At 60.1% G+C, this 12,553-nt stretch carries 14 protein-coding genes; 10 read left to right on the top strand and 4 right to left on the bottom strand.

Features of this window, described 5'->3' with window-relative positions; all coding sequences use genetic code 11:
• Positions 1-77: 77 nt before the first annotated feature.
• Together MTX23_RS18265 and MTX23_RS36380 are read left to right on the top strand one after the other, a co-directional pair.
• The gene (locus MTX23_RS18265) at positions 78-533 is read left to right on the top strand and encodes an SDR family NAD(P)-dependent oxidoreductase (RefSeq protein WP_348637491.1); all 456 of its coding nucleotides are present in this window, start codon (positions 78-80) and stop codon (positions 531-533) included.
• On the top strand, positions 494-676 hold the full coding sequence (locus tag MTX23_RS36380) for an SDR family oxidoreductase (RefSeq protein WP_348637490.1): 183 nt from the start codon (positions 494-496) through the stop codon (positions 674-676). The genes MTX23_RS18265 and MTX23_RS36380 overlap by 40 nt, the downstream gene beginning before the upstream one ends.
• Before the next feature lie 329 nt (positions 677-1,005).
• On the opposite strand, the gene MTX23_RS18260 is transcribed toward MTX23_RS36380, so the two are convergent.
• The 3 genes from MTX23_RS18260 to MTX23_RS18250 all read right to left on the bottom strand — a co-directional run bounded on the left by MTX23_RS18260 (position 1,006) and on the right by MTX23_RS18250 (position 4,443).
• Positions 1,006-2,073 carry a Cj0069 family protein gene (locus MTX23_RS18260; protein ID WP_280971608.1) on the bottom strand — a complete coding sequence of 356 codons (1,068 nt, stop codon included), beginning with the start codon at positions 2,071-2,073 and terminating at the stop codon, positions 1,006-1,008.
• 265 nt (positions 2,074-2,338) lie between these two features.
• A complete protein-coding gene (locus MTX23_RS18255; protein WP_280971607.1) occupies positions 2,339-3,763 on the bottom strand; it encodes an ATP-binding protein in 1,425 nt (474 codons plus the stop codon).
• Positions 3,760-4,443, bottom strand: a complete 684-nt coding sequence (locus MTX23_RS18250; RefSeq protein WP_280971606.1) for a response regulator transcription factor — start codon at positions 4,441-4,443, stop codon at positions 3,760-3,762. The genes MTX23_RS18255 and MTX23_RS18250 overlap by 4 nt, the downstream gene beginning before the upstream one ends.
• Before the next feature lie 261 nt (positions 4,444-4,704).
• Here MTX23_RS18250 and MTX23_RS18245 point away from each other — a divergent pair, with 261 nt between their 5' ends.
• The 6 genes from MTX23_RS18245 to MTX23_RS18220 all read left to right on the top strand — a co-directional run bounded on the left by MTX23_RS18245 (position 4,705) and on the right by MTX23_RS18220 (position 9,481).
• On the top strand, positions 4,705-5,253 hold the full coding sequence (locus MTX23_RS18245) for a hypothetical protein (RefSeq protein ID WP_280971605.1): 549 nt from the start codon (positions 4,705-4,707) through the stop codon (positions 5,251-5,253).
• A 157-nt stretch (positions 5,254-5,410) separates the two neighbouring features.
• Entirely contained in the window at positions 5,411-5,779 is a 369-nt protein-coding gene (locus MTX23_RS18240) for a hypothetical protein (protein ID WP_280971604.1), read from the top strand.
• Positions 5,780-5,787: 8 nt separating this feature from the next.
• A complete protein-coding gene (locus MTX23_RS18235) occupies positions 5,788-7,185 on the top strand; it encodes an ABC transporter permease (RefSeq protein WP_280971603.1) in 1,398 nt (465 codons plus the stop codon).
• Positions 7,186-7,190: 5 nt separating this feature from the next.
• Positions 7,191-8,441 carry an ABC transporter permease gene (locus MTX23_RS18230; protein WP_280971602.1) on the top strand — a complete coding sequence of 417 codons (1,251 nt, stop codon included), beginning with the start codon at positions 7,191-7,193 and terminating at the stop codon, positions 8,439-8,441.
• Positions 8,438-9,151: an ABC transporter ATP-binding protein gene (locus tag MTX23_RS18225; RefSeq protein WP_280971601.1), complete on the top strand. Its 714-nt coding sequence runs from the start codon at positions 8,438-8,440 to the stop codon at positions 9,149-9,151. The genes MTX23_RS18230 and MTX23_RS18225 overlap by 4 nt, the downstream gene beginning before the upstream one ends.
• Positions 9,152-9,184: 33 nt before the next feature.
• Complete coding sequence (locus MTX23_RS18220) at positions 9,185-9,481, top strand: copper-binding protein (protein WP_280971600.1); 297 nt, start codon at positions 9,185-9,187, stop codon at positions 9,479-9,481.
• 355 nt (positions 9,482-9,836) lie between these two features.
• Here MTX23_RS18220 and MTX23_RS18215 read toward each other — a convergent pair whose 3' ends face one another.
• Positions 9,837-10,898 carry a DUF3182 family protein gene (locus MTX23_RS18215; protein ID WP_280971599.1) on the bottom strand — a complete coding sequence of 354 codons (1,062 nt, stop codon included), beginning with the start codon at positions 10,896-10,898 and terminating at the stop codon, positions 9,837-9,839.
• A gap of 261 nt (positions 10,899-11,159) precedes the next feature.
• On the opposite strand from MTX23_RS18215, the gene MTX23_RS18210 reads away from it, so the two are divergent.
• Positions 11,160-11,756 (top strand): ATP-binding cassette domain-containing protein, encoded by a 597-nt coding sequence (locus MTX23_RS18210; protein WP_280971598.1) that lies wholly within the window; start codon positions 11,160-11,162, stop codon positions 11,754-11,756.
• Entirely contained in the window at positions 11,753-12,553 is an 801-nt protein-coding gene (gene fetB / locus MTX23_RS18205; RefSeq protein WP_280971597.1) for an iron export ABC transporter permease subunit FetB, read from the top strand. The genes MTX23_RS18210 and fetB overlap by 4 nt, the downstream gene beginning before the upstream one ends.

Here is a 12,553-nt window from a genome sequence, read left to right as displayed (position 1 = left end):
CGCGGCTTGCATCGAACTCTACGCCGGTCTCGGTGAAATGAATTTGCGTCGCCCGACCGCTGAACAACTCGTTCGGAATGGCCATAAGGCGATCGCAATCCGGTGCGACGTCGTCGACGAGGCCACCGTGGCCGCAGCGGTCGACCGGATCGTTGCCGAGTTCGGGCAGCTGGACGCTGCAAAACAACGCCGGGGTGCACTCGCCGGCGACCGAGACCACGGACGTATCGGGCGAGGAATTCAACCGCGTGACCGTGATCCATTTCCGAGGCATCTGGACGTGCATGAAGCTCGAACTCCGCCACATGCGCGAGCAGGGCAGTGGCGCGATCGTCAATTGCTCGTCCATCGGGGGTCTCATCGGACTTCCCGGCAGGTCCGCCTATCATGCGGCCAAGCATGGCGTGTTCGCCCTGACCAAGAGCTCCGTACTCGATACGCCTCCCGAGGAATCCGGATCAACGCAGTGTGTCCGGGCACGATCGATACTCCCATGGTTTCGGAAATGCTCGCCAAGGAACCAGAAGCGATGAAGGAGATCCTGCGGGATCAGCCCATCGGGAGGCTCGGTCGGCCGGAGGAAATCGCTTCCGCGGTGCTTTGGCTCTGCAGTCCCGGCGCCAGCTTCGTGATCGGACACGCGCTCGCTGTGGATGGAGGTTTCACCGCTCACTGATCACCAGCGATACTCGGCTGCGGGCGGCCCAAGCGGCCGCGCGGCCCAGCACTCCAATCGTTGTGGTCAATCTGGAGCCGGACACGCGCGGACGAGCTGCTGACCGACCCTGACGGACCAAGACCATCGTGGCGCTGGTCAGTTTCTGGAATAGGACGGCCGCCGAGGCGAACGTGACCTTGCCTGCGCAGCATCGATCACGACCGAACCAGGCAACGGAACTTCTCTGTCGAGGAGATACCGCACCTCTAGCTTTACTGCAACATCGACGGAATGACAGCCGTTGGCGGCTACTGTGAAAACTCGAGATCGACGCAGAATTTCTCGCCTCAGAGCTTCGACTGCAGTCTATCGGCAACTCGGCGAGCGATCTCTGCCGGTGCCTCATCGGGGATCGGGAAGACTGAACTGACGTTGATCTCGCCGAGCACGTAACTGTCGGTCCCGTCGGAACGGGTGGGACCGAGCATGAAGTCCGCGTCCCAGATCATTGGGAGATCGCTGCTCGGGATATCCAGCAAGGAGGTCAGCTGCGGCGTCCACTCATCTTCCATCAACCGGCGCAGGCCCTGGAAGCGCGGGTCGGCCTTATTGGTATAGAGCCGCGGTCCAGCTTCGGCGCGCGCGGTCGGTTGGTCAACCAGGGCCTTGACCTTATGGTAGCCGAAGCCGGCGCAGCGATCGCCCGCCATATAACAGCGCATCACCCCTTCGCTCAGGCGCGGCTGGAACGGTTGATCGATCACAGAGCCGTCTTCGAAATACTCGATGCACCGCTCGAGAAACTCGTCCAGAGCGACGTCCTCCGATGCGTCGCTGGTGGCATCAAGCACGCGAACCATCGGCCGGGCGGGTGGACTTGCCAGGGCCTCGACCTTCCAGACGCCCTGACCGCCGTTGCCGCGGTTGCGCTTAATCACGCGCGGGCCAGCCGCCAGCCGCAAGGGCAATTCCACCCTCATCTGCTCGAGCGTTCGATAGAGGGCCGTGTCGCAGCCCCAGCTCATCATACGGGTGCGATGGAGTACCTCTTTGGTGCCCATTTTTAGGATGACATCGGGATGGGCGCTCACCCAGACGCCGCGCGCCGCGACGTCGCGCAGCAGCGCGTCGAGATTGGCGCGGTTGCGCCCCTCGTGAATCGGGTTAACCCAGACGAGCACGCCATCGAACGTGGCGAGCTGTGTGCGAACGGCGTCGAGGACATCGTCCTCATAGATTACGGGTTCCGCATCAACGCCGACATCGGCGAGCGCCGCGAACACGGCGCTGAACCGACTGGTCCCTGGCGAGGCACTGCGGCGCGCCGCTTCATCCCCGCGCCAAAGGATAGCGATGCGGCCGAGGCGAGCTGTGGGTTCCGTGTCCGGGTTGGTCGGACTGATCTGGCAGGTCAACGAGAAGCTCTCCTTTGACGTCGCGTATCGCGATGCTCTGACTAACCGCCACGCCGTCAATGAAATTCGCGGCGGGTTAACCTTCGCCGTTCCAATTCGTTTCGACGGGGGCTCGCAATAGATGATGTTAGGATCGTAGGTGATGGAGCGGGGGTTATCGCAAGATCGAATGAGGTCCGGAGGGGGCAAGGTAACGCAAGGATCTCCAAATAGGGGCCGCGGTCGATCGATTGCCTGAGTGCTGGCAGCGCCACCGCAGCCCACTTCACGATGATGCAGCTTCTTGTGTCCCCCTGCGCAGTTCACACGGCACCTGGCTATGCCCACCGGCCGCGGAAGAATCGTCCGCAGCCGGCAGCATGACCCGGAACAAGCTTCCAGCCGTCGCTTCGCTTGCGAGTTCGATCTGCCCGCCATTCGCCTCGACCGCCCAGCGCGCGATTGCGAGCCCAAGTCCGACCCCGCCTTCTTCCCTCGATCGGCTCGCATCGACGCGATAGAAGCGATCGAAAATGCGATCCCGATGCGCGGTAGGAATCCCGGGTCCCGTGTCCCGCACCTCGATCACCGCCCGCTTAGCCGTCGCATTCACCTCGACGGTGATCGCGCCGCCATTTGGTGTGTATTTTATTGCATTGTGTATCAGATTCATGAGTGCATGCCGGATGAGGGCGGCGTCTGCCGTAGCATGGACCCTGATCGGAACGCGGAGCGTGAGCTCTTGCCGCTTTTCGTCGGCAAGCACGTGGAGCTGATCGATGACATTTCCTGCCAACCGTCCAAGGTCCAGGTCCTCTGGCACTAGGTGGATTTTTCCCGAGTCGGCTCGTGTGAGGATCAGGAGGCTTTCGACGAGTCGCGTCAGCCTGTCGACTTCCTCCAGCATGCTGCCGATGACGTCGCGGTACGCGACGGCATCAAGTGGACTCTGCAGCGCGACCTCCCCAACGCTGCGCATCGCGGTGAGGGGAGTGCGCAGCTCGTGCGAAGCATCAGCGGCGAAGCGGCGTAATCGTTCGAACGCATCTTGGAGACGGAATAGCGTGTCGTTGAACACCGTCGCGAGCTGCCCGAACTCATCCCGAGCGTTATCGACCGGGAGCCGCTTTGCGAGTGATTCTGCAGTGATTTCTCGGGCTTTTTGTGCCATCGCGCCGACCGGAGCGAGTACCCGGCCTGCAAGGAAGTAACCTCCGGCGACTGCCAAACCTGCGGCGAAGGGAATGCCCGTCGCGAGGATGACGGCGAGCGTCCAAAGTGTGTCCCGGAGGGAAGTTTCGTCAATCGCGGCGGCCACGCGATAGGTCGATCCAGTAAAGCTATGGACGCGATAGCGACGACCGCTCGGGGCCGTCCAAGACAGCGGCGATGCCGAATCGCCTGGCTGCAGCGGGGACGAGAGTCCCTCCCGCGCCCATGCTTCGGTTTGCTGACGGATGCCGCCGGCGTCGTCCACCCGGAACAATGTTATGCCCCATTCGGACGCCAAATCCGCCAGCTCGTCAGGCTCCTCGCGATAGACCTTGCCGATGGTCGCGATCTGCAGGCCGAGTTGCGCGTCCAAGGCAGCGTAGAGGCGAGTCTGGACGAAAAGCAGAATGGCTGCGGAAAAAATACATATGATCAATGTCAGCACTCCAGCGTGCCAGAGCGTAAGCCGCGTGCGCACGTTCGGCGGGCGGAATCTCATTCTTGTCTCCCGCTAAGAAGGTATCCAAGGCCGCGGACAGTGTGCAGCAACTTTCTGTCGTAGGGTTCGTCGATCTTACGACGCAGCCGGGCAACCGTAACGTCGATGACGTTGTCGAGGGGGGTAGCCCTAGCCGTCGCGTGCCACACGTCGCGTGCGAGCATCTCCCGCGACACGATGCGGCCGCCGTGACGCAATAGGTATTCGAGCAGGTCGAATTCCTTCGCGGTCAGATCGAGAGACTGAGCTCCCCTGGAGACTTTGTGCATGACGAGATCCATCTCAAGGTCCTCGTGCTGTAGCTTGAGGATCTGGTCCATGCGCCCGCGGCGGAGCAGCGCCCGGATGCGCGCAAGCAGCTCGGAGAATGCGAAGGGTTTGGTGAGATAGTCGTCAGCGCCTTGATCGAGGCCAACCACCCGGTCCTCGACCGCATCCTTGGCCGTAACGACCAAGATCGGCGTCTGATTGCCGCACTTGCGCAGCGTCGCGAGAACATCGATGCCGTCGCGGCGCGGCAGCATAAGATCGAGCAACAAGAGATCGAAAGAGCGCTGGCTCGCGAGGAAAAAGCCTTCTTCTCCGGTCGCCGCGACCGTGACTTCGTAGTGTTCTGATTCAAGGCCCTCGCGCAGGGCGTTCGCGACCTTCTTTTCGTCCTCAATGACCAGGATACGCACGGTGTGCTCCGCTCCGAGAGCTGCCCTCGCGCCGGCATTATAAACCGGTTCCTTGCTGTCGCAGCGTTCCTGACAGGAATTTCAGGAATTCTTCAGTGGTGGAGGCGCCGAAAGGCGACCAAGATTTGTCGAGGATCGAAACGTCGGCCGCATCTGGAACGCCCTCAGGTCGCCAGATCGGCGGCAGGCCGCAACCGGTTGGTGGTGGTGCAACAGCAGCTTTGACGGCGGGGCATCTCGATTAATGAAGGGAGGCACCTCATGACCAGACGACAAATGCTACTGGCGTCTGCCCTTAGCTTCGTGATCATTGCTTTGGCCGCATCGTCTGTTGGCCTTCGATCAGCTTTCGCGATTGGTCCAGACCAGGAGCAGGCCGAATTGGCGAACGCGTTGAGCGGCGTGAAAGTCAGCCTGCAGCAGGGCTTCACGGCCAGCGAACGGGAAGGTCAGCCGATCTCTGGAAAATTCGAGATGGACGAGGGTAAGCTCCAGCTTTCGGTCTATACGGCGAAAGAAGGAAAGTTTTACGAGGTGATTGTCGATCACATGACGGGGACTGTCGCCAAGGTCGAGCCGATTACCGAGGGCGAGGACCTTGCCCACGCCAAATTGCAAAAGGCCGCAATGGACAGGGCGAAGGTCAAGCTGGCCGATGTTGCGACCAAGGCAAAAGGACAGGCCAAGGGAGAGGCCGCGGACGTGCTCGTCGTGAGCGCAGTGCCTGAGCTGAAAGACGGCCGTCCTGAGGCCACGATTGTTCTGCTGCAAGGAAAGAAGTTTTCGACTGCTTCGGAGCGGCTCGACTAAAGGTTGAAGCCTATCCGAGTCCACGATTTGCCGTCTCTGCGTTCGGCGAACGCGGTGAGAGGAGAGTGGGGAGTAAGAGAATCAGGCTGGAGGGCTCTGTCTGGCGGGCATCTTACAGGAGGATGCGATGAGAACTGCCCCAATGAGGATTAGCCTAATGCTGGCGGCCGGCGTGGTGACGATCGGCCTCGGAATTGACGGCGCAGGCTGGAGTGGCGCAGCAATCGCGCAGAAAAGGTCCCAGGGCGGGGGATCCGTGGATCGGATCGTGAGCCATTTGCGCGCGGTAGATACAGCCTACGCGTCAGGCAACGCGGCTGAAGCTCAAACCCGCTTCAGGCAGGCGCGTGCAGCATGGAACGGCGTGGCACCGAGGATTTCAGCGCGTGAGGCTCGCGAACAACAACTACTGTTCGATTCGCTGGGCAATCAGCTCAAGAGTGGGGCACCGGCGACTAAGGTGAAATCGACGATCTCCGGCATGGTTGAAGAACTTCACGAGGATATCGAACGCGAACTGAGGTAGAATTCGTCGTGGATCGTGGGCTTTTTGGGCTCGCCGTCGTCGATCTCAGAAGGGCGTGGCTGCGGTCACTGGCGACCGCGCTGGCGATCGCACTTGCATTAGTCGCAATCACGTTCTTTGCAGCACAAATAGGTCTTCGACGGGCGGAACTCCTGACCAGCTACGAAGAGTCCGGAGCGGCGACATTCATCGTCGATCTCAACAAGGTGCCGATGGGCGAAATCGCAGACCTCATTCGGGCGCTACGCTCGGCTGCCGGGGTACAGTCAATCGTGGCTCCCTACAATGGCACTCAGCTCGGCTTGGTGGCCGACACATCCTTTGTGGTTTTCGAGAACGAGAAGCAGCAGGAATCTCTCGGTGCTCGGACCACCGCGCTAGGTGTCGATCGGTCATTCGATCCAGTCCAGGATTATTATGTAAATTTCCATGATCTGAATCCGAACGCGCCCACAGCAACCCTCGGAGCCCCCCTGCTTGCGACATCTGGAACGGCGCGTCCGCCGGACCGCAACGAGGTCGTTGTCCCCTCCGGGGTTGCTGATTACGTCGGCATTCGACCTGGCGCCGAAGCAACCGTCGATTTGACGTACGTGAACGCGGATCCTCCAATCGTTCGACGCTACGAGAAGCTACGCCTGATCGGGACATTTGATCTCGTCGGCCCGGATCAGGGTCGATTTGAGCCCTTTTGGCGCCTTGCTGCGCGCGGCAATGAAGTCCTCACTGTACGTCGCCCGGATGCCCCAAAGGGCGTGGCAACCACGTTGCCAATCCTTTTGAATGACCAGCTGTTGAAGGACTTTTTCGGATTCGTCGGCGAGCAACTGGCTGCTCGCGGCATGCCACCCCCAAAGGAGACTGCAGCCAAAGAACTCGTCGTGCGGGCGCACTCAGTTCGGGAAGTGCCAACAGTCGAAGGTGAAGCGATATCCTTGCTCGATCAGCGGAGTCTCAAACAACACTGCGGCGCTGCAGGTGAATCTACCTTCTGCCTACGAGTGCCGGAGCGCAACAATTTCGAAGCGGCACTCCAAGAGCAAGGAAAACTGGAAGCAGGTGGGTCGTTCTTCATCTTTCTCCTACTTGTACTCGTGGCCGCCGGGGTAGCCGGTCTGCAGATCCAGTTGATCCTGGCACGTTGGCGTGAGCTCGGAATTTTGCAGGCCGTGGGCTTTTCCCCGTTTAAAGTCCTGCTCTATTTCGCGATACGAATGTACACGGTCCTTGCCGCGGGCATGGTGATCGCCGCAGTGGCGGTGATCATTCTGCCGTTTGTTCGAACCGCTTCAACGTTCGGTTTTGCCACCGGGGTTGCGCTTGTTGCCGCAACCATCGCAGCTCTTCCGGTGCTGCTTTGGCCGCTCGCACAAGCGCCCGCCCAGCTCCTTCGGGTGTCTGCATGATATGGGTGAAGCTCACCTTCGGAGGCTACGGCCGCCGCTTCGTCGAGGCGCTTGCGGCGGCGATCGTTCTCGCTGCGACGAGCGCAACCGTCGCTGCGTCGCTGATGGTGGTCGAGGGCGCCCGCAACACTTTGAGCAGGGCCATACGTCAGGATCGGCCCGACGTCGTTGAGGTCAAGAGCCGCTTCAATCGCGCTCTGTTTGAAACGCCGCGGAGTGGAAATCTGCCGCCGCTCACAATTCCAGTCTATGAGCCGCTTATCGACCCCACCGATCTGGAAGCGGCTGCAGGCGAGAATCAGGTCGTTAAGCGGCAGTCGCTGTTTCGTAATGTTGTATCCGGCGACAGCTTTCTAAACATCTACATTTTCGGTATTGATCCTGACAGCGAGCCCGGTTTGAGCAGCTTCTCGCTGGCGCGCGGTCGGTTTTTGCGGAGTGATGATCGTGCGGTCGCGGTGCTCGATCAAGCGTCAGCTCAGGCGCTCGGCGTAGATATCGGCGGCACTTTCCCGGTTCGGAAGGCGGACGGCACGGACCTGCAGCTCACCGTCGTTGGCATTCTCGACAAACTTGAGTTACGGGGCGCCCCGCCTAGGTCGGCTGAAGCGCCCTCGTTGCGGCCGGGGTCGACCTTCGTCTCGAGCGGTGCGTTCGTGAATATCCAAACCAGCGAAGACATCTTCGGTCGCGAGAGCCTGACCGATGCCATCGTCATTGCACGAAGCGCCTCTGACGTGCCGGCTCTCGTCGCCAAGCTCCAGGAAGCCTTTCGGTTGGAGCCAGGCGTCTTCGTCACGGAACGATACAGCCAATACCAGCGTAAGGTCCACGATTTCGTTCTGACCCTGACCTTGTTTTCCGCCGTAAGCACTGCGACCCTGCTATTGGCCGGATCGTTCGCTGCAAACCTTCTGCACGACATATATGTCGAGCGACGGCGCCAATATGCCACGCTCATAGCCGTCGGATTTCGGCCTGCGATCGGAACCGCTCCTGCCGTCGTCTTCGGGCTGGTTCTTGGATTTGCTGCGGTTGCCTTCGGCGCCTTCGCTGCCCGTGTTTTCGTGCCGCGAACTTTCGCTATGCCTTCGCTCATGGCCGATCTTGGCCCGACGGAACCGGCAATCGATTGGGTGGTGGCCGGCTCCCTCGTGGCGATCGCAATCGCAGCCGTCGGCATCGGCTCGGTCTCGACGGTGCTTCGACTTGTGCGGCAGCCCCTGGCAATAACTCTTTCGGAGGAGAACTTGTGACCCCGCTCGTCTCCGTGCGCTCGGTTTCAAAGACATATCGCCGCGAGCGCTCCGTCGTTGGCGCGTTGCGCGATGTATCACTTGAAATCGGAGAGGGCGAGTTCGTGCGGATCAGTGGTCCATCGGGCTCGGGCAAAACCACGCTTCTCAACCTCATCGCGCGACTTGATCAGCCGGATCAAGGGCACGTCATCGTGGCGGGAACCGATCTCGCCCGCTTATCAGGGGCGCAAGCATCAAAATACCGCGCGGAGCAGGTCGGGATGGTCTTTCAGGCCTATAATCTGATCCCGCAACTGAGCGCTTTGGAAAATGTGCTGCTCCCGATGATTGCGTTGGGGCGAGCGAACCAAGGCCGTGCCCGCGAACTTCTCGATCTCGTCGGCCTGGCCGATCGCGCCGACCACAGCCCATCACAGCTCAGTGGGGGAGAACAGCAGAGAGTGGCTATTGCCAGAGCATTCGCAAATGATCCTGCACTACTCTTGGCTGACGAGCCGACTGGGAATCTCGATGAACAAAGCGCACAACGTGTGATGGAATTGCTTGCGAGCGCGGTTCGTCAGCGCGGCAGAACGTTGCTGCTCGTAACACACGAGCGCGACTCGGTGCAGACGGCCGATAGGTGTCTCGAAATGCGGGCCGGGGTTGTCACTCGGGCCGGAGGGATCAACCTGAATTCCTCTGACAATCTGTGCTCACGAAGTTGAGCGCCAATTCACCTTAACGGTCGGGAGATTACATTGAAAGCAGCACGAGTTATCTTGACGGTCGCTATAGTGATGACGACGATCAGCTCGCAGGCCATAGCCGAACGAACCGTTAGAGGAGTGGTCGTAAAAGTGGACGGGATGGCCGGCAACATTTCGGTTCGCGAAATGCATCCGGGTACGGCCGGGGCGACCTCCTACGGGATGGTCGAAGAATTCAAAGTGCAGGATGGGCTGCTGTTTGATGCGGTGCGACCTGGAGATGAAGTGGTCTTTTCCGCTTCGGAAATGGACGGAGCTATGACGATTACCAAGCTTAGCGAGCAGTGACTCGAGCGATCCGCCTTCAGTTGATTCCGCCGCACATCACAAGCGAGGAACATCTGTTGTGAAGTGCCAGTATACAAAGTGCAGATCGATCGTCCCGCCGGACGATTGCAATGCCGACCGCCCCTTCGGGAACAGCGCACTGATCTGCTGACACTGATCTGCTCATGGCGACTTCATTTGCGGATCACGAGAGTTCTCGCCGGGGCACCCTGGAGACCTACGGTGTCCACACGATCAGCGGGCAGATAGGCAAGGCATGGCCTGGGAAGCGATCAAGAATACAGCACGGAGGGATGTGGCAAATCCGCGGTCCCAGCGCTGGAGACGCGGCGGCTAGAAGTTGAGTGTCCGCTGGTTATGCGACTTGGCGCAGCGCTCGTGCGACCCTTGTGTATCTGATCAACGGCCCCTCGTCAGGATCATCACCATGAAAATGAACCGCCGCGCCAGTCGAGGTGCTGCGCGACTTTCCGTATTCCTTCACTGCCGTCGTCTCGACCACTTGCAGGCTGGAATCATCTGCGAATGCCGTCAGGGCGGCGAGCTCCGCAGTGCTCGCGCCACCAGAGCGCCACGAAGCCTCAAATACTCCGGAGCGCCACTGCCCATTGCCATCCACACCTTGTCCGACGTCGTAATTTCGACGCGAAGCCAGGAAGTGTGGGTATTTGACCGCATTGCGGTCATACATTCGAGCTTGGCGGACTGCGAGCCTCGCATCTGCTTCCATGGGAAGTTCTTCAAGCGCTGACCAGCCGCCGCGAACGCATATGAGACGCGAGCCCCCGTAGACGGAAAGTCCGTGATTATTTGTAACGGTCCACTGCGTGCCATGATAGGCGATCGTCGAGCTACCGATTGTCGTGCAACCGACGCTTCGTGTAGTGACGTGACGCAGGCTAGTCTCGAGTACCAGACCATGAGACGCGAGCTTCTCAGCCGGAAAATTCTCTAGATAAGCCTCCAGTTCGGCAACGCGCCGGATAGTGACTTGACCGTGGCCACCATCGCCCAGCGGCTCCTTCAAGCGAACCGCTCCGAGCACCAAGAGTCGTTTAGCTGCCAGTTTTGCATCGGCGGCGCAAAACACTGTATAGCCCGGAAGAACAGCACTATGGACGTTATCGGCGAACGCAGATGACCAGCCAGACGGTCGAGACGCGTGCGCGCCAATGAGGCGATGCGTGATGGCTTTCGTCTTGACGAAGGGATAAGGCACGACCGCGCCATAGAGTTGCTGGGAAGAATGAATTCCTAGAGCCCGCGCCTCATCGAAGATCAGGGTATCGCTGGGAACAAAGAAAAGACGGGCGGGCGCATGCGCCTTTGGATCGAATTCACCCGCAAATCGATGCCCCTTGAGGCGCGCGATACTCTTCGCCACCACGGACAGCGTGACCTTCTCGTGAGTGTACATCGGACCGCCCAGACGAGAGAAATGCAAGACGACCGCGTCGATGCCACGCTCTTCGCGCTGAATGCCGCGAGCTGATGTCTGCCCTGCAGAGGCCGATCTTTCGTGGAAAAGGGGGGGGGGTCTGCCCATGCGCAACCATCTCACCTGGTGAGTATTGGTCAGTGCTTGGACGGAAACCCGTCTGACGGGGAGACTGGAAATCCCCGTGTGTGTAAACTAGGCAGGGAACTAGGCCAACGCAAGCCGTCCCAGGGTCAGTTAATGCTTACGATCAATGCGCTAAGACGCCTGCATATCTCGGCTTCTTTTCAACTGGCCGATGGAGAATGCCTTGCGCTGCAAGGCCCCTCGGGCGTTGGCAAGACCCTGCTGCTTCGTGCCATCGCCGATCTTGATCCGAACGAAGGCTCTATCGAGTTGGATGGCAGGCCAAGAGAGTCGATGCCGGCTCCCATTTGGCGGAAGCAGGTGACCTATGTTGCTGCTGAACCAGGCTGGTGGGCAGACACAGTGCAGGAGCACTTTGTTGCATGGGGGCCGGCGGTCGCGCTGGCTCAACGCCTGGGGCTGCCATCGAGTTGCGGGACTTGGCCGATCCAAAGACTTTCCACAGGCGAGAAACAGCGGCTCGGGCTCGTGCGGGCTCTTTTGCTGCATTCGCGCGTGCTCTTGCTGGACGAACCCACGTCAGCGCTCGATGCAGCCTCGACCGCTTCTGTCGAAGCCATTATCGCTGAGCGCTTGTCGAGCGGCACAAGTGTGATCTGGAGTACTCATAACAGCGCCCAGGCGCGACGCATCGGATCGCGCTTGCTCATGATGGCGAGCGGCGGGCGGATTGAGGAGCACCCGCTTTGAGTTACATTCAGTTAAGTTACGGCGACCTGATCCTGCCTGCGTTACTCGTGGTCATGAACGGTGTGCTCTCGCTGGCGCTGCACCTCAAGCTTGGGCGGCAACTGGCCTTCGCGAGTGTGAGAATGGTGATTCAGCTTGTGCTGGTCGGTTACGTGCTGACGTTTCTGTTCGCGGTCGTATCGCCGTTGTGGACGGCACTCGCTGCCTTCATCATGGTCTTGTTCGCATCACGCGAAATCGTCGCCCGTCAAAAAAGGCGGCTGGAGGGTCTTTGGACCTACGGCTTGGGTGCAGGATGCACGTTGCTCGCGGCCGGTATCGTTACGACGTTTTCGCTGCTCACGCAGCTACGTCCTGAACCCTGGTATCACCCCCGCTACGCTCTGCCGCTCCTGGGAATGATCCTGGGCAACACCATGACTGGTGTGAGCCTGGGCTTGGATGTGCTGGTGAGTGGGGTGGTTCGCGAACGAGCTGCGGTGGAATCCTGCCTCGCCTTGGGAGGTACGCGATATCAGGCGCTCCTGCCCGTGATCCGCGATGCGCTACGAAGCGGCTTCATGCCGACCATCAACGGTATGGCGGCAATTGGTCTCGTCTCTCTACCGGGGATGATGACCGGACAGATCCTCGCGGGCGTCGAGCCGGTCGACGCTGTCAAATACCAGCTACTGATCATGTTTCTAATTGCGGGCGGAACGGGTCTGGGAACGCTTGCAGCGGTCATCGGTGGTGGACGTCTAGTCACTGACCATCGGCACCGATTGCGCCTGGATCGGATCGCCTCGGAAGACTGA

This window comes from Bradyrhizobium sp. ISRA436, from assembly GCF_029910015.1.
Taxonomy (GTDB): Bacteria; Pseudomonadota; Alphaproteobacteria; order Rhizobiales; family Xanthobacteraceae; genus Bradyrhizobium.
This window is presented reverse-complemented; position numbering and strand designations above follow the sequence as displayed.

Coding starts and splice junctions, on each gene's coding strand:
- MTX23_RS18265 (WP_348637491.1), top strand. CDS start 78: ATGGCCATAAGGCGATCGCAATCCGGTGCGACGTCGTCGACGAGGCCA.
- MTX23_RS36380 (WP_348637490.1), top strand. CDS start 494: ATGGTTTCGGAAATGCTCGCCAAGGAACCAGAAGCGATGAAGGAGATC.
- MTX23_RS18255 (WP_280971607.1), bottom strand. CDS start 3,763: ATGAGATTCCGCCCGCCGAACGTGCGCACGCGGCTTACGCTCTGGCAC.
- MTX23_RS18245 (WP_280971605.1), top strand. CDS start 4,705: ATGACCAGACGACAAATGCTACTGGCGTCTGCCCTTAGCTTCGTGATC.
- MTX23_RS18240 (WP_280971604.1), top strand. CDS start 5,411: ATGCTGGCGGCCGGCGTGGTGACGATCGGCCTCGGAATTGACGGCGCA.
- MTX23_RS18215 (WP_280971599.1), bottom strand. CDS start 10,898: ATGTACACTCACGAGAAGGTCACGCTGTCCGTGGTGGCGAAGAGTATC.
- MTX23_RS18210 (WP_280971598.1), top strand. CDS start 11,160: ATGCTTACGATCAATGCGCTAAGACGCCTGCATATCTCGGCTTCTTTT.